A 21815-nucleotide genomic window follows, 5' to 3' on the forward strand; every position below is an offset into this window, starting at 1 on the left:
CGGACGGCCTCGCGCCCGGACGCCCGACGGGCCGGTCCCGGCCCGTCCCACGGTCGCGAACGCCGACAAAGCGTCGGTATAGGTGCCCTTGGGGCAGGCGTAGCGTGGGGGGTATGACGAAGTACGGATCCTTCCCCGGTACGCGGCCGCGGCGGCTGCGTACGACACCTGTCATGCGCCGCATGGTCGCGGAGACGCGCCTGCACCCCGCCGACTTCATCCTGCCCGCGTTCGTGCGGGAGGGCGTGAGCGAGCCGGTGCCGATCGCGGCGATGCCCGGTGTCGTGCAGCACACGCGTGACAGCCTGCGGAAGGCCGCCGTGGAGGCGCTGGAGGCCGGGGTCTCCGGGATCATGCTGTTCGGCGTGCCGGACGACGCCGGCAAGGACGCCCAGGGAACCGCCGGCACCGACCCCGACGGGATCCTCCAGGTCGCGCTGCGCGACGTCCGCTCCGAGGTCGGCGACGACCTGATCGTCATGTCGGACCTGTGCCTCGACGAGTTCACCGACCACGGGCACTGCGGGGTCCTGGACGCCGAGGGCCGCGTCGACAACGACGCGACGCTGGAGCGGTACGCCGAGATGGCCCAGGTGCAGGCCGACGCCGGAGCGCACGTGGTGGGACCCAGCGGGATGATGGACGGCCAGATCGGTGTCGTCCGCGACGCGCTCGACCAGATCGGCCGAGAGGACGTGTCGATCCTGGCGTACACCGTCAAGTACTCGTCGGCGTTCTACGGCCCCTTCCGCGAGGCCGTGGGCTCCTCGCTGCAGGGCGACCGGAAGACGTACCAGCAGGATCCCGCCAACGTGCGGGAGGCGATGCGGGAGTTGGCGCTCGACCTCGAGGAGGGTGCCGACATGGTGATGGTCAAGCCGGCCGGCCCGTACCTGGACGTCCTCGCGCGGGTCGCGGATGCGGTCGACGTGCCCGTCGCCGCCTACCAGATCTCCGGCGAGTACTCGATGATCGAGGCCGCCGCGGAGAAGGGCTGGATCGACCGGGACAAGGCCATCCTGGAGGCGCTGACCGGCATCAAGCGGGCCGGGGCGCAGAACATCCTCACCTACTGGGCCACCGAGGTCGCCCGGACGCTAGGCCGTCAGTAGCTCCACCAGGCGGGAGAGCCCGTCGTCGGCGTACCCCTCCGCGACCGCCCGGTCCAGCAGGTCCCGCATCGGTGTGAAGAGCTCGGTGCGCAGGCCCTGTTCGGCGAAGGTCGCGAGGAGTCCCGGGAACGCGGCCCGGCTGACCGCCAGGCTGGACACGTCGGTGAGATGCCGTCCGCTGTCGACGGCCTCCGCGGTGCCCGGGACCAGACCGCCGGCCATCGCGACCAGCCAGTCGGACAGCAGCGGCGCGAACTCCCGGGCGCCGATGCCCTCCGAACGGATCAGGGCGTACGCCTGGGCCACGCCCGCGACCATCCCGTACATGCCCGTCAGCAGCGACAGGTCGTACAGCGCGGCCAGGCCCGGGTCGGTGCCGGTCCAGCGGGTGCCGCCGAGCGCGGCGAGCGTGCCCCGGTGCGTCCGGTAGGCCTGTTCGTCGCCGCTGCAGAGGACGTACGCCGCGGGCGTCCCGATCATCGGGGGGACGGCCATGATGCCGCCGTCCAGATACGCGATGCCGTGGTCGCGCGCCCAGGACGCCGTCGTCCGGGCCTGCGCGGGCGTTCCGTTGGTGACATTCACCAGGGTGCGGCCCGCGAGGGCGTCGGCGTGCGGGTGGAGGAGTCCGGCCACGTCGTCGTACGTGGTGAGGCAGACGAGGGTGAGCGGGCCGGCCGTGAGGGCCAGGGCGGGGGTGTCGGCCGGGGCGGCGCCCTGGGCCACCAGGGGGCCGGTCTTCGACGGGGTGCGGTTCCACACCGTCGTGGGGTGCCCCGCTCTCAGGAAGGCGGAGGCCAGGGCCGTGCCCATGAGACCGAGGCCCAGGACGGAGACGGGGGCGGCGGGGGTCGTGACGGCCGGGGACTCGGCAAGATCTTCGGAAGTCATGGGGACCATGCTGGTTCGGGCCCCCAACTCGCCACAAGTACCCACTAATTGGTCAGCTCCTCACCTTTCGGTAAGTGACCCCCCGGCCGCCCGTGCTCAGTACGTCAGGGCGTCGTCCAGGCTCTGCTGCCAGTACGTGAGCAGGAGCTTGTCGTCGACGTACACGCCCTTCGCGGGGAGCGCGGGGCGGGCGGAGGCGCCCTTGTCGAAGCCGACGACCAGGGTCTTGGCCGTGTAGCCGTTGCCACCGCTGCCGTCCGCCGCGGACAGGCGCACGCCCGCGTAGCCGGACTCACCGGGGGTGAGGGTCACGACCGCCTGCGGGTGGGTCTCCTCGGCGACCGGCGGCACCGCCTGCGCCTCACCGAAGCGGGCGACGGGGTAGCCGGTCAGGTCGCAGTTCTTCGAACCGGTGTTGGTGACGGTGAGGAGCATGTGGTTGAGGGGGCGGGTGACTTCGGTGGCGGTCGTCTTCGTGTTGGAGCCGTTGCAGGCGGTGTTGCGGGTGGACCCGCCGGCCTTGCCGTCGCCCGTCGAGCCCCCGGAGGTCTTTCCGGACGAGCCCGAGGCGCCGCCCGAACCGCCGGCCGTGGTGCCGCCGTCCATGCCGCCGGCCGTGCCCCCGGTGCTCCTGGCCGGCTTGCTCGTGGAGCCGGGGGCGGAACCCCCCGTGGACGACGAACCGGTCGGCTGCGCCGAGGACTTGGACGCGGCGGACGGGCCCTCGTCCCGTACGCCCTGCCCGTTGTCGCACGCCGAGAGCGCGAGTGCGGCCAGTGCGACCGTCGAGGCGGCGAGGAGGCGGGTTCGGGTGGTGCGTGCGGACATGAGTGATCCCCCTGTGCAGGTATGGCTGGTTGGAGCGGCCGCTCGACCGGTCGAGGGGAGCGGCGTGCTTGGATGACAACAGCTTGGGCGGTGATCCGTCCCGACCGCCACGGTGGCCGGGGCATTCGGGACGCCGGAACGTTTGCACGGGGCCTGACCTGGGGGAACGACATGCCCCTGGAACGCGGCCCCGGGACGCGGGGGATGGGGGAAGGGTGGCGCGGGACGATTTCGCGGAGCTTCTGCGGGAGTTGAAGGAGCGGTCCGGGCTCAGTTACGGGGTGCTGGGGAAACGGCTGCACGTGAGTGCGTCGACGTTGCACCGGTACGTCAACGGGGACGCCGTACCGGCGGACTACGCGCCCGTGGAACGGCTCGCCCGGCTGGGCAAGGCCACTCCCGGCGAACTGCTGGAGCTGCACCGGAGGTGGGTGCGGGCGGACGCGCTGCGGGGCCACAAGGGGGCGGCGGAGCCGGAGGCGTCGGCCGGGCCGCTGCCGTCCACCGGGCCGGTGCCGGCCGCGGCGGGTGGGCCGAAGACCGCGGACCGGGCAGCGGCGGCCGACGGGGCGGTCGCGGACGAAGGGGCGGCCGCGGACGAAGGGGCAGAGACGGCCGACACGGTGGTGGCGGCCGACGGGGCGACGGCGGAGCAGGCACCTGGGGCGGCTCACGTGCCGGGGGCTTCTTCCGCCGGAGACACGGAGGCCGAGGCCGGGTCTCCGGGGGCGGCCGACGCCGGAGCCGGCTCCTCCGATGCCAAGAACCCCCTCCCCGGCTCACCGGGCGGACCCGTGCCCGCGCGGGCACGGGTGCCCCGGTGGCGGCGCTCCGTCGTGCTCGCCGCAGCCGCCGTGGCCGCCGCTGCCGCTCTCGTCGTGAACCTCGTGCCCGGCACGGGCGACGACCGGGGCGGGAAACGGTCCGCCGGGGCCGTCGGGCCGTCCGCCGAGGCCACGCCCGGCACCACGGTCACGGGGACGGGTACGGCGACCGCCACCGCGACGCCCGGCACGCGGCACCCGTCGCCCTCGGCGCCGGCCTCGCGCGGCGGCGGCCCGTCGGCGTCCGGCATCGCGCCGGGCGGCGCCGCACCGGGCTCCGGTGCCGCCGAGGGCACAGCCCCCCTGGTCGCCACTGACCCGTACCGGTTCGAAGACCCGTGCAGCCAGCACTACTTGGTGGACCGGGAGCCCGCACAGGTGCCCCCGCCGCCCGGCGAGCAGGACGCCCGCGGATGGGTCGGCGCGCTGGGCGGCGTCGCCGGCAAGGACCAGATGCTCGCGCTCACGGTGCAGGGCACCGGAAAGACGACCGTCGTGCTGGAGGCGCTGCACGTGCGTGTCGTGCACAAGGGCAGCCCGCTCCCCTGGAACGACTACGCGATGGGCGTGGGCTGCGGCGGCAACGTGTCGACGAAGTCCTTCGGCGTGGACCTCGACAACGGACGCCCGTCGGTCGTGCCGGAGCACGGCCAGCGCGATTTCCCCTACAAGGTCAGCGAGTCCGATCCGGAGGTCTTCTACGTGCTGGCGCACGCGCGGGCGCACGACGTCAGCTGGTACCTGGAGCTGGAGTGGTCGAGCGGCACCCGGCACGGGACCGTGCGGATCGACGACCGGGGGAAGGTGTTCCGCACGAGCGGGAACGCGGGACGGCCGGCGTACGACTATCCGCTGGGCGGCAGCGAGTGGCAGACGGCGGCCGTCGGCTAGGGGGCTTCGTTTGGATAAGGCCGGACCCGCCAAACGAAACCCCCTAGGCCGGCGCCGGCCGGGTGCGTCGGCGGAACGCAGCGCCATGCATGTGGATTGTCAGGAGTTTCGGCCTTACGGGCGTAATCCGTCACCGTCGTGTCACAGACCGCCCCGCAGGTGAACCCCGCGAACCGGTCCCGCGCTCTGAAGCGACGAGTGCCGGTGAGGACCGGCGCCTGAACTTCTCTCGGGGGACCGCATGCAGTACGGGACGCAGTACAGGACGGGTGTCCGCAGGGCAGCGCTGGCGATGGTGACCGTGTCGGCGGCCGCCCTGTTCATGACCGCGTGTCAGCCGGGCGACGACGGGGTGGGCTCCGGCTCTTCGCCGTCGCATCGACCGGCCGAGCCGGCCGCGTCCAGCGGCGCTCCGTCCACCGGCACGTCGACGCCGCCCTCGGGGAAGGCCTCTCCCGGCGGTGCGGGCTCGCCGTCCGCGCCGTCCACGCCCGCGGCGGCCAAGGCCTGCGGGGTGTCGGACCTGGAGGCGTCCATGCGCCAGGCCGAGGACCGGCCCGACGGCACCGGAACCGGCGCGGCGGTCGTCCAGTTCACCAACACCTCCGCCGGGCCGTGCACCGTCCAGGGCCACCCGACCGTGGCGGGTGCCGGCAACGGCTCCCCGGACAAGAACCACCCGCTGGCGGTGACGTCCTCGGGCGCCGCGTCCAAGGTGCTGCTCGCGCCGGGCGGCAAGGCCTGGACGAAGCTGACGTTCGTCCAGGTCCAGGGCGAGGCCGACGGCTACTGCGAGTCCGGTTCGACGCCCGTCACGTACCCGACCCTGGTGGTCGGCCTCCCGGGTGCCGGTTCGCACCAGGTCGCCCTGGACGACGGCGTCCTGGCCGAGTGCGACGACACGGTGACCGTCACCGCGGTGTCCGCGACCGAACCGTCCTGACGACAGCGACCGCGGCCGTACCGGCTCCATGACGTCCTGACGACAGTGCCCGCACCCGTACCGGCTCGATGCCGTCGTGCCGGAGCGGGCACTCTCAAGTCCCTTCGCGAGTTAGGTTGTTGCCCTTTCGATGACCGAACTCCCCAGGGAGAGGCTCTATGCCCGGTGATGCTCTCAGCCAGGACCCCGCCGAGCTGAGAAGGAGGATCGACACCACCAAGGCGCACCCGGCCCGCGTCTACGACGTCTTCCTCGGGGGCAAGGACAACTACCCCGTCGACCGTGACGCCGCCGCCGCGGCCCTCGCGGCGAACCCGCGGGGCTACCTCGACGTGCGGCACAACCGGGACTTCCTGCGCCGCGCCGTCACCACGCTGGCCGCGCGGGAGGGCATACGCCAGTTCCTCGACATCGGCACCGGGCTGCCGACGCAGGAGAACGTCCACCAGATCGCCCAGCGCATCGCCGCGGACGCCCGGGTCGTGTACGTCGACAACGACCCGGTGGTCCTCGCGCACGCCCGCGCCCTGCTCACCAGCGGGCCCGAGGGACGCACCGACTACATCGACGCGGACTTCAAGCAGCCCGCGCAGATCCTCGAACAGGCCGCCAAGACGCTGGACTTCGACGAGCCCGTCGCGCTGGTGCTGGTGGCGATCCTGCACTTCGTCGAGGACGAGGAGGCGTACCCGATCGTGCGCCGGCTGGTCGACGCCCTGCCCTCGGGGAGCCGGCTCGTGCTCACCCACCTCACGGAGGACCTCAACCCGGAGAACATCCGGGCCGTGCAACGCACCTACACGGAGCGCGGGTTCACGTTCGTGCTGCGCTCCCGGGCAGAGGTCGAGCGGTTCTTCACGGAGTGCGGGCTGGAGATGGACGAGCCGGGTGTCGTGCCCGCGCACCACTGGCGCCCCGACGGGGCCGCGCCCGCGCCGGAGGCCGCCGATCCCGCCCATCTCGCCGGGCTCGACGACATCGAGAAGGTCCGCTACCGCGACATCAACGACGTCACGGACGCGGACATCAACGTGTACGCCGCCACGGGCGTCAAGCGCTGAACCCCGGTGCGGCCGGGCCGTCCCGGGCCGAGATCCACGGCCCGGGAGGCGTCCGGCCGTCCGGATCGCGGAATTGAAAGGTGTAGACGGCAGGGATCTCCGTAGGGTGCGGAACGAAGTGCCGTCGTGGAGTCGCGGACAAGGAGCCCATCGTGACCGTCGTCGAGAACGTTCCCGCCAGGAGCGGCAGTGCACCCGTGCCCGCGCTCGCCGCACGGGCCACCGCGATCGGCGGCTCGCCGGTACGCGACATCCTCGCGGTCACCGCGCGCCCCGAGGTCATCAACTTCGCGGGCGGCCTGCCCGCACCGGAGCTTTTCGACGCCGAGGGCATCGCCGCCGCCTACCGCGACGTGCTCGCACAGGTCCCCGAGCGGGCGTTGCAGTACTCGACGACCGAGGGCGAGCCCGCGCTGCGGGCCGCGCTGGCCGAGCGGACCCGCGCCCGCGGACTGCCCACCACCGCGGACGACGTGCTCGTCACCACCGGTTCGCAGCAGGCGCTGTCCCTGCTCGCCACCGCCCTGCTGGAGCCGGGCGACACCGTGCTCGTCGAAAGTCCCTGCTACCTGGCGGCGCTCCAGGCGTTCTCCTTCGCGGGGGCCCGGATCGTGGCCGTGCCGGGCGACGAGCACGGCCTCGACCCGGACGCCCTGGACGCCCTGACGGCCCGCGAGCGGCCCAAGCTGCTCTACACCGTGCCCACGTTCCAGAACCCCACGGGACGCACCCTGCCCGGCGAGCGGCGGGCCGCCGTCGCCGAGGTGGCCGCCCGGCGCGGACTGTGGATCATCGAGGACGACCCGTACGGCGAACTCCGCTTCGAGGGCGAGCGGGTCCCGTGGATCGCTTCCCACGACGGGGCGGCGGACCGGACCGTGCTGCTGGGCTCCTTCTCCAAGGTGATGGCGCCCGGGATGCGGCTGGGCTGGCTGCGCGCGCCCGCGGCCCTGCGCCGCGCGTGTGCCGTCGCCAAGCAGGCCGCCGACCTGCACACCCCGACCGTCAACCAGCTCGCCGCCGCACGGTACTTGGCCGACCGGGACCTGGACGCCCATGTGGCCGGGGTCGCCGCCGTGTACCGGGAGCGGCGCGACGCCATGCTCGCCGGCATCGCCGAGGCACTGCCCGCCGGGTCGTCCTGGACCCGTCCCGAGGGCGGCATGTTCCTCTGGGCGCGGCTGCCCGAGTCGTACGACACCACGGCCCTGCTCCCGCGCGTGGTGGAGCAGGACGTGGCGTACGTGCCCGGAGCCCCCTTCTACGCGGCCGCACCCGATCCGGCGACGCTGCGGCTGTGCTTCGTCACGCAGACTCCGGAAGAGATCGCGGAGGGGCTGCGGCGGCTCGGGACCGGGCTGCGCGGCTAGGGGGTTTCGTTGGGATCAGCCCGGGTCCGCAGGGCCCGGCACGGCACCTCGCCGCGTTGTCGGACCACCCGAGTACGCCCAGTACGCGGGTGATCCTCCGTCTTGCGATGCACCGCACCGGACCCCGCGGCCTGATCCGACCCGATCCGAACGAAACCCCCTGGACAGCCGTCCGGCGCGCGACCACCGGCCGGCGCGCGGGCGCCGGTGGTCGCAGGACCACCGGCCTCACGCGCTGCTCAGTCCCACCAGAAGGACCAGACCTGCCGGCCGAGCACCTCGTGCGCCGCGTACTCGCGCAGGACCTCGTGATGGCCCTGCGTGATGTTGTCCGGGCAGAAGGCGAAGTGCTCGGCGGCGACGGCCTCGGCCTCCGCCAGGGTGCTCGGCGGGGCGGCCACCGACAGGACCAGCTGGTCGAAGGTGAGCGCGACGACGCGTATGCCGAAGCGGTCCTCCCACGAGCGCAGGACGGCGCAGAGCCGCGCCACGTCGTTCTCGTGGTTCACCGGGCCGGTCCAGCCGATCGCCGCCGGGATGTCCGCGCTGCGCCGTGCCGGTACGAGCGCGAGGCGCGGGTCCTTCAGCCACGAGCCGCCGTCCGCGAGGGCGTCGGCGACCTCGGCGGCGCGGGCGTCGGGGTCGGCCCCCTGCCCGGTGGCGGGCGCGAGGCCCGGCCACACGGGGCCGTACGGCGCGATCGTCTCGTCGAACGTGTGGGGTTCGCCGAATATCTCGACGACCTTCTCCTTGCCGGGGTAGTCCGCGTCGGCGTCCGGCGGGTCCGCCGCGTACTCGTCCCAGAACTCCGCGAGCACCTCCTCGGCGTCGTGGTCCCCCGGATACGTCATCTCGTCCGGCGTCAACTCCCAGTCCTGCGGGCGGCCCCGGTCGCCCCCCACGTCCAGGAGCACCGGGAGCAGGCCGGCGGTCCGTCGGGCGGGCTCCAGCGTCGCCCAGCCGCCGGGCCGCGCCGGGACGTCGGCGTCCCACAGCAGCGGCTCGTGCCAGGGGCCCTCGTCGGTCGCGTCGACCAGTGTCCCGGGCGGGAGTTCAAGCCCGAGCGAGGCGCCGCTCGGGTCGGCCGCGAGCTGCGGCAGCGGGTTCGGAAGTGTCGCCATGCCGGTGACTCTAGGGTCCGCCACTGACAACGCGCCCCGCCCCCTCCCGCGGGAGGGGGCGGGGCGCCAACACCGTTGAACGGACAAGGTGTTGGCTGATTGACGTCAGTGCCGCGAGGGATGTCGGTGACGGTTGTTCCATCGGAGGAGCGGGTGCCCAGTGGGGGCGCCCGCCCTCATGGAGGGGGATGCATCCGTGCCCCGACGCACAGGATGGCGACGCGCTCTGACCGGCCTGCTGGCGGGTCTCACGGCGACGATCGGTCTCACCACGGCCCTGGCCGCGCCCGCCGCGGCCGCCGCGGCCGCGGACGGCGCACCCGTGGCCGTGACCAGGTACAGCCACACCAGCCAGGCCGGTGACTACATAGGCCAGGGCTCCGCCGCGGCGTACACGGCGAAGACGGCCACGATCAGCGTGGGGGGCTCCGCGGAGTACGCCCGCTTCCGCGTGTCCACCGACAGCACCTGGTGGGACGTCGAACTCGCCGCGCCGGCCGGCGAGAAGCTCCACCCCGGTGTCTACCGCGACGCGGAGAGGGCCGCGTTCCGCACCGGCCGCTCCCCGGGCCTCGATGTCTCCGGCGACGGACGCGGGTGCAACGAGGTGTACGGGCAGTTCTCGGTCGACCAGATCGAGACGGACGACTCCGGCGCGATCACCGTCCTCGACGCGACGTACACCCAGCACTGCGAGAGCGCCACGGCCCCGGCGCTCAAGGGCGTCGTCAAGTACCGGGCGCTGCCCCTGTCCTACGCCTACACCAGCGACTCCGGTGACTACATCGGGCAGGGCACGAGCGCCCGGCACACCGGTGCCACCAGTACGTTCGGTCTCCGTGCGTGGGGCGACGGCGTCCAGTACGACGTCTCGGGCAAGCGCGAGTACTACACGGCGCTGCTCACCCCGCCGACGGGACAGCGGCTGGAGGCGGGCCGTACCTACGAGACGCGGCGCAGCAGCGACGAGTCGTTCGGCGGGCTCGACGTCCATGGCAACGGGCGCGGATGCAACACGTCCACCGGCGAGTTCACCGTGACCAGGCTGGCGCGCGGGGACGACGGCGCCGTCGAGGCGTTCGCGGCGACCTTCGTCCAGCACTGCGAGGGCGCTGCCGCAGCGCTGCGGGGCAGCATCCACTACTACGCCTGACAGGCGGACGGCCCCGGCGGGACGGTCGCTGCCGTCCCGCCGGGGCCGTCGTCGGGCTGTGTCAGCCCGGACGCCCGCGGTGTCAGAGCCGCTCGGGCGTCCGGATGCCCAGCAGGGCCATGCCCTGGTGCAGCGTGCGGGCCGTCACGTCACACAGGAAGAGGCGGTTCTCCACCTGCTGCGGCGTCTCGGCCTTCAGGACCGGGCACTTGTCGTAGAAGGTCGTGTACAGCGACGCCAGCTGGTAGAGATACGCGGCCAGCTTGTGCGGGGCGTACTCGGTCGCCGCCTCGGCGACGACCTCCGCGAAGGCGTCGATGTGCAGGCCCAGCGCCCGCTCCGCCCCGGTCAGTTCGAGCTCCGGGTGCGCGGCCGGGCGGACCTCGCCGGCCTTCCGCAGGATCGACTGGATACGGGCGTACGCGTACTGGAGGTAGACGGACGTGTCGCCGTTCAGCGAGACCATCTGGTCCAGGTCGAACTTGTAGTCCCGGTTCGCCGACGTCGACAGGTCCGCGTACTTCACCGCGCCGATGCCCACCTGGGCACCCCGCTCGGTGATCTCCGCCTCGGACAGGTCCAGCGCCTTCTCCCGCACGACCGCGGAGGCCCGCTCGACCGCCTCGTCCAGCAGGTCGACCAGCCGGACCGTCTCGCCCTCACGCGTCTTGAAGGGCTTGCCGTCCTTGCCGAGGACCGTGCCGAAGGCGAGCTGGTGGGCCTTCACGTCGTCGTTCAGCCAGCCGGCCCTGCGCGCGGTCTCGAAGACCATCTTGAAGTGCAGGGACTGGCGGGCGTCCACGACGTAGATGAGCGACGTCGCCTTCAGGTTGAAGACGCGGTCCCTGATCGCGGAGAGGTCCGTCGCCGCGTAGCCGTAGCCGCCGTCGGACTTCCGCACGATCAGCGGGACCGGGTTGCCGTCCGGGCCCTTCACGTCGTCGAAGAACACGCAGAGCGCGCCGTCCGAGCGGACCGCCACGCCCGACTCCTCCAGGAGGCGGCACGTCTCGTCCAGCATGTCGTTGTAGCCGGACTCGCCGACCACGTCCGCGTCGCTGATCTCCATGTCCAGCTTGTCGAAGACCGAGTAGAAGTAGATCTTCGACTCGTCCACGAACTTCTGCCACATGGCCAGCGTCTCGGGCTCGCCCGCCTGGAGGTCGACCACCCGGCGCCGCGCCCGCGTCTTGAACTCCTCGTCGGAGTCGAAGATCGTCCGGGCGGCCTTGTAGAGCCGGTTCAGGTTCGACATGGCCTCCTCGCCGGAGACCGCGCCGCCCTTGTGGTCCAGCTCGTGCGGGTGCTCGATCAGGTACTGGATGAGCATGCCGAACTGGGTGCCCCAGTCGCCGATGTGGTGGCGCCGGACGACCGTCTCGCCGGTGAACTCCAGCAGCTGGACGACCGCGTCGCCGATCACCGCGGACCGCAGGTGGCCGACGTGCATCTCCTTCGCCACGTTCGGCTGGGCGTAGTCGATGACCGTGGTGCCCGGGTGGTCCGCGACGGGCACGCCGAGGCGCGCGCCGTCCTCGTACCGCGCGGCGAGGTTCTCGGTGATCGCCCTGTCGGTGATCGTGACGTTCAGGAAGCCGGGGCCGGAGACCTCGATGTCCTTGATCACGTCACCCGACTCGACCTGCGCGACGACCTGGGTGGCCAGCTCCCGCGGGTTCGCCTTGGCCTTCTTCGCGAGCGCCAGGATGCCGTTGGCCTGGAAGTCGGCCCGGTCGCTTCGTCGCAGCAGCGGGTCCGCGGAACCGGCCTCCGGCAGAGCTGCCGAGAGGGCGTCCGCGAGGCGCTGGTGGACGGAAGCGGTGAGGGACGTGACCGAGGCCATGGAGTGAGTGCCGTTCTGCTCGGGTTCCGGGAGTTTCTCAGTACAGAAAACCCAGTATCCCATGCGGTGAAAAGCCGTTTTCGCGGTTCGGGTCCGAGCTGGGAGAATGGACGCGTCAGCCGTACTGGCGTATGAGAAAGAAGGACGTGCCGATCGTGGCTCAGAGCACCGAGACCACCGACTGGGTCTCCCGTTACGCGGATGAGGTCATCGCCGAGTCGGAGCGTCGGGCCCCGGGCAAACCGGTCGTCGTCGCGTCCGGGCTCTCGCCCTCCGGCCCCATCCACCTCGGCAACCTGCGCGAGGTCATGACCCCGCACCTCGTCGCCGACGAGATCCGCCGCCGCGGGTACACCGTGCGGCACCTGTTGTCCTGGGACGACTACGACCGCTACCGCAAGGTCCCGGCCGGCGTCCCCGGCATCGACGAGTCCTGGGCGGAGCACATCGGCAAGCCGCTGACGTCCGTCCCCGCCCCGGTGGGCTCGGAGCACCCGAACTGGGCCGAGCACTTCAAGGCCGCCATGGTCGAGGCGCTGGCCGAGCTGGGTGTCGAGTACGACGGGATCAGCCAGACGGAGCAGTACACCTCGGGCGCCTACCGCGACCAGGTGCTGTTCGCGATGAAGCACCGCGGCGACATCGACGCGATCCTCGACCAGTACCGGACCAAGAAGGCTCCCGCCAAGAAGCAGGGCCAGAAGCCGGTCGACGAGGCCGAACTGGAGGCCGCCGAGGGTTCCGGCGCTGCCGCCGAGGACGACGGCAGCGGCACCTCGGGCTACTTCCCGTACAAGCCGTACTGCGGCCGGTGCGAGAAGGACCTCACCACCGTCACGGCGTACGACGACGAGACGACCGAGCTGACCTACACCTGCTCCGCCTGCGGTTTCTCCGAGACCGTCCGGCTGAGCGAGTTCGACCGCGGCAAGCTGGTCTGGAAGGTCGACTGGCCGATGCGCTGGGCGCACGAGGGCGTGATCTTCGAGCCGAGCGGCGTCGACCACTCCTCGCCCGGCTCGTCGTTCCAGGTCGGCGGGCAGATCGTCGGGATCTTCGGCGGCAAGCAGCCCATCGGCCCGATGTACGCCTTCGTCGGCATCTCCGGCATGGCGAAGATGTCCAGCAGCAAGGGCGGCGTGCCCACGGCCGCGGACGCGCTCCAGATCATGGAACCGCAGCTGCTGCGCTGGCTGTACGCCCGCCGTCGCCCCAACCAGTCGTTCAAGATCGCCTTCGACCAGGAGATCCAGCGGCTGTACGACGAGTGGGACAAGCTCGCGGGCAAGGTCGCCGACGGCTCGGTCCTCCCGGCCGACGCCGCCGCGTACGCGCGCGCGGTGGGCACGGCCGCCGGGGAGCTGCCGAGGACGCCCCGTCCTATGCCGTACCGCACGCTCGCCTCCGTCGCCGACATCACCGCCGGCGCCGAGGACCAGACCCTGCGCATCCTCAGCGAGCTCGACCCGCAGAACCCGCTGGGCTCGCTCGACGAGGTCCGGCCCCGGCTCGGCAAGGCCGAGACCTGGATCAACACGCAGGTCCCCGCCGAGGAGCGCACCGTCGTCCGCGACGAGCCGGACGCCGACCTGCTGGCGTCCCTCGACGAGCAGGGCCGCGCCTCGCTGCGCCTGCTCGTGGAGGGCCTGGAGGAGAACTGGTCCCTGGACGGCCTGACCCACCTCGTCTACGGCGTCCCCAAGGTCCAGGCCGGCTACAGCGCCGACGCGACCGCCAAGGAGCTCCCGCCGGAGATCAAGGTCGCCCAGCGCACCTTCTTCGCGCTGCTCTACCACCTGCTCGTCGGGCGCGACACGGGCCCGCGCCTGCCCACGCTGCTGCTCGCGGTCGGGCAGGAGCGCGTACGCAAGCTGCTCGGCGCGTAACGCCCCGGACGGTACGGCGAAGGGGGGCTCCCGGTGATCACCGGGAGCCCCCCTTTCGTCCGTTCACGTCCGCCCGGGCGACACCCCCTAGGCGATGTGGTCCTCCTCCAGCTCCGCGTTGAAGCGGTTCTGGAAGCGGTCCGTGAGGTTCTTCAGCGCGCTGGGGCTGAGCGTCGTGCCGTAGGTGGCCTCGATGTTGTCGCCGAGGACGCGCGGCGTGGGGAAGCTGCCGTCTATCGACTGACGGAACACCTGGTAGTACGCCTCCTCCTGGGCCTTCTCGTCCGACTGCGCGGACTGCTCCTCACGCGGCGAGGGGATCGGCAGCTGCTCCGGCTCCGGGGTGCCGCCGCCCTCGCCCAGCTGCCGTGTACGGCCGCCGGCGCCCGCGGGGATCGGGAAGCTGCCGGTCTCCTCCGGGCCGGGCTCGTACATCGGGTGCTGCTGCTCGTCGTGCCACTGCCACCCCTCCTGCTCGGCGGCGTAGGTGGGGTCGTAGGGCGGCTCGAAGGCAGGGTCGTAGCCGCCCTCGTAGACGATGTTCTGCCCGGGCTGGGCGAACCAGGGGTTGCCGTCCGGCTGCGGCTGCTGCCCGTACTCCGGCTGCTCTGCGGGCGCGGGCCGGCCGTCGTCCGGAGTGCGGCGCTGCTGGTCCTGGGGCGACGCGGCCTGCGGGGCGGTCGCCTGCCCGGCACCGCGGCCGTCCGCGGCGGGGACGGCCGTCTCCAGCTCCGGCTGCTTCGGCGCCGGGGGAAGGAGCGCCGGCTCGATGCCTGCGGCGGCCAGGCCGGAGGGGGCGGTCTCGGCGAGGGGGACGCCGTAGCGGGCGAGGCGCAGGGGCATCAGGGATTCGACGGGTGCCTTGCGGCGCCAGGCGCGGCCGAAGCGGGAGCGCAGCCGGGCCTGGTAGACGAGGCGTTCCTGTTCGAGCTTGATGACCGCTTCGTAGGAGCGCAGTTCCCACAGCTTCATGCGGCGCCACAGCAGGAAGGTGGGCAGCGGGGACAGCAGCCAGCGGGTGAGGCGGACGCCTTCCATGTGCTTGTCGGCGGTGATGTCGGCGATCCGGCCGATCGCGTGCCGGGCGGCTTCGACGGCGACGACGAAGAGGATCGGGATGACGGCGTGCATGCCGACGCCGAGCGGGTCGGGCCAGGCCGCCGCGCCGTTGAACGCGATGGTGGCGGCCGTCAGCAGCCATGCCGTCTGGCGCAGCAGCGGGAAGGGGATCCTGATCCAGGTCAGCAGCAGGTCCAGGGCGAGCAGGACACAGATGCCGGCGTCGATGCCGATCGGGAAGACGTAGGAGAAGTTCCCGAAGCCCTTCTTGATCGCGAGCTCGCGGACGGCGGCGTACGAACCGGCGAAGCCGATACCGGCGATGATCACCGCACCGGTGACGACCACGCCGATGAGTATGCGGTGCATCCGTGTCAGCTGCAGTGGCGCGGCCACCCGTACTCCCCTCCCAGTGCGTGTTGTTGCGCGCAACAGGGTGGCACATGTGTGCGGCCCACGGGCGCCCGGCATGGAACGAGCCCGGTCCCGAAAGGGACCGGGCCCGGGCAAAAGCCCTTACCGGACCACGAGTTGGGCCGTGGACCGGGCGGGAAACGCGTCAGCTCTTCTTCGCCGTGGAGGCGGACGGCTTGGCGCTCTTCGAGGAGCTCTTGGACGGCGACGCCGACTTCGACGCCGGCTTGGAGGCCGACCCCGACGGGGAGGTGCCCGCGTCGGCGCCCCCGTCCTTGTTGGCGGCGGTGACCGCGGCCACCGCCTCCTTGGCGGCCTTCTTCGCGTCCTTCAGCAGGTCGGCCGCGCTCGGGGACTTCTCGCCCGCGAGACCGGCGCCGTTGTAGTCGAGGGTGACGACCACGTTCTCGACGCGCGCCACGATCGTCTGCTGCTTGAAGGTGCCTTCCTTCTTCTTCAGGTCGTAGCTGACGGCGGTCGCCTCGTCGCCCGTCCCGGAGACCGGCTCGGACTTGGTGTTCTTCGCACCCGTCGCGGTCTGCGCGCCCTTGACCTGCTTCTCGAAGTAGCTGTGCGCCTGCTGGTCGCCCTCGCCGCGCGAGTCCGAGTCGAACCGCAGCATGGCCACGTTCAGCCAGCGGAACTGCGAGCCCTTCACGCCGTTGTTGTCGAGGCTGTTCCAGTAGCAGTTGCCCCGCGACGACACGTCGTCCGACTTGCCCTCTTTGCCGGATTTGACGCCCTTGGGGACCAGTTCGCCCAGCGTCTTCTTCGACAGCACCGCGCACGGCTCGGGCAGCTTCGCGTACGACGCCGGCTGCACGGCGTTCGCGCTGGCACTCGCCGACGCCTTCGCGTCCGGGCTCGCACCGCCGCTCTTCTTCGCGTCGCCACCGGAGCCGGAGTCGGAGGAGCAGCCCGCGGCGACGAGCATCACCGGAACGGCGGCTGCGCTGACAAGGATGCGGGTGAATCGCGGTGCTCGGCCTGCTCGCTGTGCTGGTCGGTGCATGGTTCCTTCACTCGTAGGGCTCGTGGTACGGCCGCACATGGCGCGTGCGACCGGTCGGGTCCGAGGGGCCACGGTACGCGGTGGGACGACCCGGCGGTTCCCCTTCGGGCGGTTCGGCCACGGAGGCGGACCGGAGCCCCGGGCCCGCTAACCGTCGAGTGTGTCGGCCAGCTTCTGGGCCAGTTTCTGCGCCCTGTCCTGCATTTCCTTGCTGTCCGGAGCCTCCGTGGAGGCGGTCGGCTGCTCCGCGTACTCGATCGTCACGATCACGTTCGACGTGCGGAAGACCACAGTCACCGTGCGCGCCCGCGCCGTCGCGGCGGCGCTCAGTCGGTCGTCGAGGAACGCCTCGTCGCCGACGTCGTCGAGCGTGCGGGGCTGGAGGTCCGCGGGGGTCACGCTCGCGGACGCGGAGGGGCCCGAGGGAGCCGAGGCGGAGGCGGAGGAAGAGGAGGACGGGGCGGACGGGGTGGACGAGGCCGACGCGTCGCTGCCGGGCGCACCGGTGCCGGATCCGGCGGTGGGGCCGGAGGCGGAACCGGAGCCGGCGGGCTCGGGCAGGTCGGCCGCCGTCTCCTTGACCGCGTAGATCTCCCGGGCCTTGTTGTCGTCGCTCACCGTGTTGTCGTACGAGGCGACGCGCTCGAAGTCGACGAGCAGGCGGTCGGAGGCGGACGTCGACTCCACCTTCCAGCGGCACCCGTCGCGCCGGTCCGTGTCGTAGGTGGGCGTGGCCTCGCCCGCGTACGCCTTCTCGCGCTGCTTCTCGTCGGCGATCTGCTCGATCCCGGGCAGCAGCGTGTCGAGGGTGTCGTGGCTGACCGCGCTGCACGCCTCCGGGAGCGTGCGGTACTTGCCGGGCCGGGCCGGCGCCGCCGTGCCCGTGTCGCTGCCCTTGGAGTCCGTCTCCGAGCCGCCGTCGGCCGAACCGCCCGTGCAGCCCGCCAGCAGCGCCGCCAGGAGCGCGGCGACGCCGGGTACGTATGCCTTCCGCCGCACGGCCAGGCTCCTCTCGACGCGTCCCCGGCGGCTCGTCCGCCCGGGGTGCCCAGTGCTTAATCGGTTGCCGCCCGAGGGCGGCACCTGGAGACAATGTGTATCGCACGCACTGCCGTGGACGCCGGTCCGTTGTCCCATACGTCGACCTTGGCGCCGGTTTTGCGATTTACGACTTCTGATGGCTTTCGGGGGAATGAGGACGATATGAGTTACGTGGAGATGCCGGGCGCGAAGGTCCCCATCCGCATGTGGACCGATCCGGCGTCCGTGGAGGACGTGGCGCTGCGCCAGCTCCAGAACGTGGCGACCCTCCCGTGGATCAAGGGCCTCGCCGTGATGCCCGACGTGCACTACGGCAAGGGGGCGACCGTCGGCTCCGTCATCGCCATGCGGGACGCCGTGTGCCCCGCCGCGGTGGGCGTGGACATCGGCTGCGGAATGTCCGCCGTCAGGACCTCACTCACCGAGAACGACCTCCCGGGCGACCTGTCGCGGCTGCGCTCCAAGATCGAGGAGGCCATTCCGGTGGGCCGCGGGATGCACGACTCCCCGGTCGACCCGGGACGCTTCCACGGCATGGCCACCGCCGGCTGGGACGACTTCTGGGGCCGGTTCGACGGGGTCGCGGACGCGGTCAAGTTCCGGCAGGAGCGGGCCTCCCTCCAGATGGGGACGCTCGGCGGCGGCAACCACTTCGTCGAGGTGTGCGTCGACACGTCCGGAGCGGTGTGGCTCATGCTGCACTCGGGTTCGCGCAACATCGGCAAGGAACTCGCCGAGCACCACATCGGCGTCGCCCAGAAGCTCCCGCACAACCAGGGCCTCGTCGACCGAGACCTCGCGGTCTTCGTCGCCGACACCCCGCAGATGGGCGCCTACCGCAACGACCTGTTCTGGGCGCAGGAGTACGCGAAGCACAACCGCGCGCTCATGATGGGGCTCCTCAAGGACGTGATCCGCAAGGAGTTCCGGAAGGCGAAGCCGACCTTCGAGCAGGAGATCTCCTGCCACCACAACTACGTGGCGGAGGAGCGGTACGAGGGCATGGACCTCCTCGTCACCCGCAAGGGCGCGATCCGCGCGGGCTCCGGCGAGTACGGGATCATCCCCGGCTCGATGGGCACCGGTTCGTACATCGTGAAGGGTCTCGGCAACGAGAAGGCGTTCAACTCCGCCTCGCACGGCGCCGGCCGGCGCATGAGCCGCAACGCGGCCAAGCGCCGCTTCTCCACGAAGGACCTGGAGGAGCAGACGCGCGGGGTCGAGTGCCGCAAGGACTCCGGCGTCGTCGACGAGATCCCCGGCGCCTACAAGCCGATCGAGCAGGTCATCGACCAGCAGAGCGACCTCGTGGAGGTCGTGGCGAAGCTCAAGCAGGTCGTCTGCGTGAAGGGCTGACGGCGAGCACTCCATCGGCCGCCTGCACTCCACCGGCCCGAAGAGCCCCGGACCGTACGGTCCGGGGCCCTTTGTCGTGCGCGGGCCTGGTGGGGCGGCCGGCTTCCGGGGCGGGCGACGGCGGCGGTGTGCCGCTTTGCCGGGTGATGTCGGCGGGGTGCCGCCTTGCCGGGTGGGCGTCCGCGGCGGGGATCAGGTGCTGCCGGCCGTCGCCCCGCCGCCGGTGGCCATCCCGCCGGTCGGCTTGGGCGCCGGGAAGGGGGGCGTGTCCTGCCGGCAGTGCGTTCCGGCCGGAGGGAGCACGCCGCCGATCAAGTAGCGGCTCTCGTGTTCCGCGACGCAGGCACTGGGGTTGTACATCGCGGTGTGGCCGAACCCGTCGTGGGTGAGCAGACGGGCGTCGCCCAGTTCCCGGGCCATGCCCTGCGAACCCGGATACGGGGTGGAGGGGTCGTAGGTGGTGCCGACCACCAGGACGGGGTGGGCCGTCGGCCTGTTCCACGGGCCGCGGTAGCGCTCGGCCGCGACGGCCGGCCAGACGGCGCACGGCGAGGCGGCCCACGCCCAGTAGCGCCCGACGTCGCCCGCACGCGCGGCGGCGGTGTCCTCCTGCGCCGGGTACGCGGCGATGTCACGCGGATTCGGGCTGTCGCCGCACAGCACCGCGGCAGCCTGTTCCTCGCCCAGGTACGGACTCGGATGCGGGACCGGCGGCGCGGGCGGAGGCGCCGGCGTCCGCGGGGCACGCCCCTGCCACAGGCTCTGCAGCCGGGCCGCGAGGTCCGCCCACCCCGGATGCACGATGTAGAGGCCGCTCACCACTTCGGCGACCGTGCGGGCGTACGTCCATTCGCCCACCGGGTGCTCCCGGAGCCGCCGCAGCAACTGGTCGAACTTGTCCCGGGTCGCCTTGGGGCCGTCGGCGGCGAAGGCGCAGCGGGCGGCACCGGCGGACCCGCACAGGGTGAGGAAACGGTCCAGGACCGCCGCCGCGCTCCGGTCCGAGCCCATCCGCAGGAACGTCGTGAGCGAGGCGTCGTCGGAGCCGTGGTTCGTCCAGGCCTGCGGGTCGATGTTGCTGTCGAGGGTCATGGCACGGACCCTGCCGGGGAAGAGCCCGGCGTACGTGGCACCGAGGATCGTGCCGTAGGAGACGCCCATGAAGGTGAGCTGCGGGTCGCCCACCGCACGGCGGAGCTGGTCGAGGTCGCGGGCGGTCTCGGCGGTCGACACATGGCGCAGGAGCTCGGGGTCCCGCTGCCGACAGCGCCGGGCCAGATCCTGGTACGCGGAGGTCCAGGCCGCCCGCTGCCGCTCGCCCACCGGGAACCCGGCCGGTTTGTCGGCGCCCCAAGCCTCGGCCTCCTCGGCGCTCGTGAAGCAGTTCACCGCGGTGCTGTTGCCGACACCTCGTGGATCCCAGCTGACGATGTCGAACCGCTCCCGCACCTCGCGCGGGAAGGCCCCGTAGTTCTGCGGCATCTGCACGGTTCCCGGACCGCCGGGTCCGCCGGGGTTGAAGAAGAGGGTGCCGATGCGCCGCCCGGGTCCGGTCGCCTTGTGCCGGATGACCGCCAGGTCGATGAGGCGACCGCCCGGATCGCGGTAGTCCAGCGGCACCTTCGCGGTCGCGCAGTCGTACGGGCTGCCCTGGACGCAGGGGCTCCACTCCAGCCGCGGGGCAGGTGGCGAAGGGGTGGGCGTGCCGCCGGCCGCGGCGGGGTCCGGCCCGGTCAGCACCGTCGAGCAGACCAGCACCGCGGCGACGAACGCCGCATGGCCCCTGCGGCCCGCCATGGGCCCGGATATTCGCATCCCCTGTCCTTTCACGGCCGAGTCGCTGCCCGGCCGGACGCGGGAGCCGCCCACGCGCCGGGCGTCGGCAGGCACCCGTGTCCACGACACCGCTGCCCGGCGGCGGCCGCGAGCCGACCGCATCCGAATGGCCGATCCGCCGCCGTGGGGGAGCCGTCTGGCACTTGGCCGACGAAGGGAGAGGGGCAGGTCAGAGACGCATCTCGAAGAGCGTCACCGTGTACGGGCCGTCCCAGCCACCCTCCACGGTCTGCCTGCCGACCGGGGTGTAGCCCGCCGAGCGGTAGTACGAGCGGTAGTAGGTGTGCAGGCGCGGGTTGCCGGTCAGGCAGTCCAGGCGGGTGGCGGTGCGTCCGGCGGCCGCCGTGCGGCGTTCCGCCTCCGCCGGCATGCGGCGGCCCGTGCCCGGCGGTGCCGTCGAACGGTCCGTCATCAGCCGGTGGCGGACGGCTCTGTGGTGGGCGGCCCGTCCAGGAGGGCCGCCCGGAGTCGCTCGACGAACGCGGTGTCCAGGCCCAGCGCGTTCCTGACGTACCCCTCCACCGAGCCGTGGCGGGACTTCAGGTCCGCGAGGAAACCGGTCATCACCTCGGCCGGTGCGTGGCCGTAGCCCGGCCAGGTCAGGGAACGGTCCGGGTTCGCCGCCCGCCAGTCCGCGCGCAGCGCGGCCGTCGCCCGTTCGGTGAGCGTGAAGTCCTCGACGACCGCGTCCTCGGCGACTCCCAGCAGTGACAGCACCAGCGCGGCCACCAGACCCGTACGGTCCTTGCCCGACGCGCAGTGGAAGACCACGGGGCCCTCGTCCGCCGTCGCGATCAGCTCCAGCGTCCCGCGGATCTCCGCCACGCCGTCCGCGGCGACCTCCGCGTAGCGTGCCGCGAGGTACGGGCCCGGGTCGACGGACGGGGCCAACGCCGCCTGGTCGTACGGGCGGTGTTCGATGCTCAGATTGCGGTACGCGAGCGAGGGGTGTTCCGGGACCCTTCCCTTGCCCTCGATCTCCCACGGGTAGCGCAGGTCGATCACCGTGCGGATGCCCAGTGACAGGAAGAGGTCCCAGTCGTCGCCTGCGAGCTTGCCCAGCGAGTCCGCCCGGAACAGCCGGCCCGGGCGGACCGTGCGGCCGTCCGTCGTCGTGCGGCCGCCCAGGTCACGGAAGTTGTGCAGACGCCTGAAGGGTATGTGTCCGTTCACA

General features: G+C 72.2%; 19 protein-coding genes. 8 read left to right on the top strand and 11 right to left on the bottom strand.

Annotation, left to right across the window (positions count from 1 at the left end; translation table 11 throughout):
- The first annotated feature begins 113 nt into the window (after nucleotides 1-113).
- Nucleotides 114-1112, top strand: coding sequence for a porphobilinogen synthase (hemB, locus tag BKI49_RS20960; protein ID WP_095935826.1), 999 nt, complete (start codon nucleotides 114-116; stop codon nucleotides 1110-1112).
- On the opposite strand, the gene BKI49_RS20965 is transcribed toward hemB, so the two are convergent.
- Together BKI49_RS20965 and BKI49_RS20970 are read right to left on the bottom strand one after the other, a co-directional pair.
- Nucleotides 1098-2003: an NAD(P)-dependent oxidoreductase gene (locus BKI49_RS20965; protein ID WP_095935983.1), complete on the bottom strand. Its 906-nt coding sequence runs from the start codon at nucleotides 2001-2003 to the stop codon at nucleotides 1098-1100. The two genes, hemB and BKI49_RS20965, sit on opposite strands and share 15 nt — an antisense overlap.
- 96 nt (nucleotides 2004-2099) lie before the next feature.
- The gene (locus BKI49_RS20970; RefSeq protein WP_095935827.1) at nucleotides 2100-2831 is read right to left on the bottom strand and encodes a DUF4232 domain-containing protein; all 732 of its coding nucleotides are present in this window, start codon (nucleotides 2829-2831) and stop codon (nucleotides 2100-2102) included.
- A gap of 215 nt (nucleotides 2832-3046) precedes the next feature.
- On the opposite strand from BKI49_RS20970, the gene BKI49_RS20975 reads away from it, so the two are divergent.
- Nucleotides 3047-4546, top strand: a complete 1500-nt coding sequence (locus tag BKI49_RS20975) for a transcriptional regulator (protein ID WP_095935828.1) — start codon at nucleotides 3047-3049, stop codon at nucleotides 4544-4546.
- A 333-nt stretch (nucleotides 4547-4879) separates the two neighbouring features.
- Here BKI49_RS20975 and BKI49_RS36175 read toward each other — a convergent pair whose 3' ends face one another.
- On the bottom strand, nucleotides 4880-5083 hold the full coding sequence (locus tag BKI49_RS36175; RefSeq protein WP_306453566.1) for a hypothetical protein: 204 nt from the start codon (nucleotides 5081-5083) through the stop codon (nucleotides 4880-4882).
- Between BKI49_RS36175 and BKI49_RS36180 the strand changes: the two genes are divergently transcribed.
- From BKI49_RS36180 to BKI49_RS20990, 3 genes are all read left to right on the top strand, one after another.
- Nucleotides 5082-5489 (top strand): DUF4232 domain-containing protein, encoded by a 408-nt coding sequence (locus tag BKI49_RS36180; RefSeq protein WP_306453567.1) that lies wholly within the window; start codon nucleotides 5082-5084, stop codon nucleotides 5487-5489. The two genes, BKI49_RS36175 and BKI49_RS36180, sit on opposite strands and share 2 nt — an antisense overlap.
- Nucleotides 5490-5647: 158 nt before the next feature.
- The gene (locus BKI49_RS20985; RefSeq protein ID WP_095935830.1) at nucleotides 5648-6550 is read left to right on the top strand and encodes an SAM-dependent methyltransferase; all 903 of its coding nucleotides are present in this window, start codon (nucleotides 5648-5650) and stop codon (nucleotides 6548-6550) included.
- A gap of 152 nt (nucleotides 6551-6702) precedes the next feature.
- Entirely contained in the window at nucleotides 6703-7920 is a 1218-nt protein-coding gene (locus BKI49_RS20990; protein ID WP_095935831.1) for an aminotransferase-like domain-containing protein, read from the top strand.
- A 239-nt stretch (nucleotides 7921-8159) separates the two neighbouring features.
- Here the strand turns inward: BKI49_RS20990 and BKI49_RS20995 are convergent, their stop codons facing one another.
- Nucleotides 8160-9041 carry a DUF4253 domain-containing protein gene (locus tag BKI49_RS20995; RefSeq protein ID WP_095935832.1) on the bottom strand — a complete coding sequence of 294 codons (882 nt, stop codon included), beginning with the start codon at nucleotides 9039-9041 and terminating at the stop codon, nucleotides 8160-8162.
- Nucleotides 9042-9237: 196 nt separating this feature from the next.
- Here BKI49_RS20995 and BKI49_RS21000 point away from each other — a divergent pair, with 196 nt between their 5' ends.
- Nucleotides 9238-10194, top strand: coding sequence for a hypothetical protein (locus BKI49_RS21000; protein WP_257004893.1), 957 nt, complete (start codon nucleotides 9238-9240; stop codon nucleotides 10192-10194).
- 82 nt (nucleotides 10195-10276) lie between these two features.
- Here BKI49_RS21000 and argS read toward each other — a convergent pair whose 3' ends face one another.
- Nucleotides 10277-12037 carry an arginine--tRNA ligase gene (gene argS, locus BKI49_RS21005; RefSeq protein ID WP_095935833.1) on the bottom strand — a complete coding sequence of 587 codons (1761 nt, stop codon included), beginning with the start codon at nucleotides 12035-12037 and terminating at the stop codon, nucleotides 10277-10279.
- A 146-nt stretch (nucleotides 12038-12183) separates the two neighbouring features.
- On the opposite strand from argS, the gene lysS reads away from it, so the two are divergent.
- Nucleotides 12184-13923 carry a lysine--tRNA ligase gene (gene lysS / locus BKI49_RS21010; protein ID WP_095935985.1) on the top strand — a complete coding sequence of 580 codons (1740 nt, stop codon included), beginning with the start codon at nucleotides 12184-12186 and terminating at the stop codon, nucleotides 13921-13923.
- A gap of 87 nt (nucleotides 13924-14010) precedes the next feature.
- On the opposite strand, the gene BKI49_RS21015 is transcribed toward lysS, so the two are convergent.
- The 3 genes from BKI49_RS21015 to BKI49_RS21025 form a co-directional block, all read right to left on the bottom strand.
- The gene (locus BKI49_RS21015; protein WP_095935834.1) at nucleotides 14011-15378 is read right to left on the bottom strand and encodes a DUF2637 domain-containing protein; all 1368 of its coding nucleotides are present in this window, start codon (nucleotides 15376-15378) and stop codon (nucleotides 14011-14013) included.
- A gap of 163 nt (nucleotides 15379-15541) precedes the next feature.
- A complete protein-coding gene (locus tag BKI49_RS21020) occupies nucleotides 15542-16408 on the bottom strand; it encodes a DUF3558 family protein (protein WP_095935835.1) in 867 nt (288 codons plus the stop codon).
- 147 nt (nucleotides 16409-16555) lie between these two features.
- Nucleotides 16556-17407, bottom strand: a complete 852-nt coding sequence (locus BKI49_RS21025) for a hypothetical protein (protein WP_095935836.1) — start codon at nucleotides 17405-17407, stop codon at nucleotides 16556-16558.
- Nucleotides 17408-17611: 204 nt separating this feature from the next.
- Here BKI49_RS21025 and BKI49_RS21030 point away from each other — a divergent pair, with 204 nt between their 5' ends.
- Nucleotides 17612-18805, top strand: a complete 1194-nt coding sequence (locus tag BKI49_RS21030) for an RtcB family protein (RefSeq protein ID WP_095935837.1) — start codon at nucleotides 17612-17614, stop codon at nucleotides 18803-18805.
- 192 nt (nucleotides 18806-18997) lie between these two features.
- On the opposite strand, the gene BKI49_RS21035 is transcribed toward BKI49_RS21030, so the two are convergent.
- From BKI49_RS21035 to BKI49_RS21045, 3 genes are all read right to left on the bottom strand, one after another.
- On the bottom strand, nucleotides 18998-20620 hold the full coding sequence (locus tag BKI49_RS21035) for an alpha/beta fold hydrolase (protein ID WP_095935838.1): 1623 nt from the start codon (nucleotides 20618-20620) through the stop codon (nucleotides 18998-19000).
- Between the two features lie 190 nt (nucleotides 20621-20810).
- Nucleotides 20811-21053 carry a hypothetical protein gene (locus BKI49_RS21040; RefSeq protein WP_095935839.1) on the bottom strand — a complete coding sequence of 81 codons (243 nt, stop codon included), beginning with the start codon at nucleotides 21051-21053 and terminating at the stop codon, nucleotides 20811-20813.
- A complete protein-coding gene (locus tag BKI49_RS21045) occupies nucleotides 21053-21814 on the bottom strand; it encodes a tyrosine-protein phosphatase (RefSeq protein WP_095935840.1) in 762 nt (253 codons plus the stop codon). Before BKI49_RS21045 ends, BKI49_RS21040 begins: the two co-directional genes overlap by 1 nt.
- Nucleotide 21815: the final 1 nt, after the last annotated feature.

The organism is Streptomyces sp. Tue6028 (assembly GCF_002300165.1).
Classification (GTDB): domain Bacteria; phylum Actinomycetota; class Actinomycetes; order Streptomycetales; family Streptomycetaceae; genus Streptomyces; species Streptomyces siamensis.